The sequence below is a fragment of the Empedobacter sp. GD03861 genome (genome assembly GCF_029840885.1).
Classification (GTDB): Bacteria; Bacteroidota; Bacteroidia; order Flavobacteriales; family Weeksellaceae; genus Empedobacter; species Empedobacter falsenii_B.
In genome coordinates this window covers 1-1104 of the sequence record NZ_JAOCDJ010000091.1, presented here as the reverse complement: position 1 = coordinate 1104, position 1104 = coordinate 1, and the positions used below count along the sequence as shown (strand labels likewise).

The 1104-nt window shown below is 32.2% G+C and carries 1 protein-coding gene; it reads right to left on the bottom strand.

Annotation, left to right across the window (positions count from 1 at the left end; genetic code table 11):
- Positions 1 to 53: 53 nt before the first annotated feature.
- Positions 54 to 1052: an IS30 family transposase gene (locus N5D03_RS14855; RefSeq protein ID WP_114998439.1), complete on the bottom strand. Its 999-nt coding sequence runs from the start codon at positions 1050 to 1052 to the stop codon at positions 54 to 56.
- Positions 1053 to 1104: the final 52 nt, after the last annotated feature.

Sequence of the window (1104 nt, the reverse complement as noted above, 5' to 3'; positions counted from 1 at the left end):
GGCGGTTTCAAGTTGCTAATGCAACGTTTAAGTAAAAATAGTAAAAAAAATGATTATTTGATTTGTTGAATAATCATTCGGTTAAAAACTTGAGCAGGTGAATATCCATCGAGCACTTTTCTCGGTCTTTCATTGAGTTCACGTTGCACCTTTTTGAGTTCTTTTTCTGAGTAAATAGAAAGGTCAGTACCTTTCGGGAAATAATCTCTTAAAAGTCCATTTGTATTTTCATTTGTTGGTCTTTCCCATGGCGAATATGGATGAGTGAAATAGACCTGCACTTTTGTATTTTTAGTGAATAACTTATGCTGAGCCATTTCGGTTCCATTGTCATAAGTCAATGACTTTTTCATGAGCTTTGGTAGCTTCTTAAATTCCTTCTCAAAAGCCTTACGAACAGTCTCCGCATTTTTGTCTTTTAGATGGACTAAAATCACTGCACGAGTTGATCTTTCGACCAATGTTCCAATAGCCGATTTATGATCTTTACCAATAATTAAATCACCTTCCCAATGCCCAGGAATCTCTCTGCCTATGACTTCTTGCGGTCTTTCATCGATAGAAATACGATCTTTAATTTTGATGTCTTTTGATTCTTTCGAACGAGCCGGACCTCTTGTTTTTTTCTTTTGTCTAAGCGATTCAATGAGTTTCTTTTTTAAGTGACTTTTACTGTGTAAATAGATATAAAAATAGATCGTTTCGTGGCTTACATTCATAGGTTTTTGATGTGGAAAATTCTGTTTTAAAAATATGGAAATTTGTTCAGGTGACCATCTTTTTTTAAGTTTAGCATGAACAATTTTTAGGAGCTTTTTATTGCTTAAAATTTTGCTTCTTCTATAGTTTTTATTCATCGAAATTTCAAAAGCAATTTGATTAGAAATGAAAGCATCATAAGCTCTTTTTTTGAATCTATTTACTTCTCTTGATATGGTACTTTTGTTTCGATTTAATAAAATAGCAATGGCTGAAATGGATAATTTTTGATCTAAATATTTCTCAATTTTAAATCGTTCTTGAAGGGTTAATCTTGTATAATTTTGGCTCATAACAACACTAAGTTAATAATTTATAGTGTTGCATTAGTTTTCTGAACCCGCG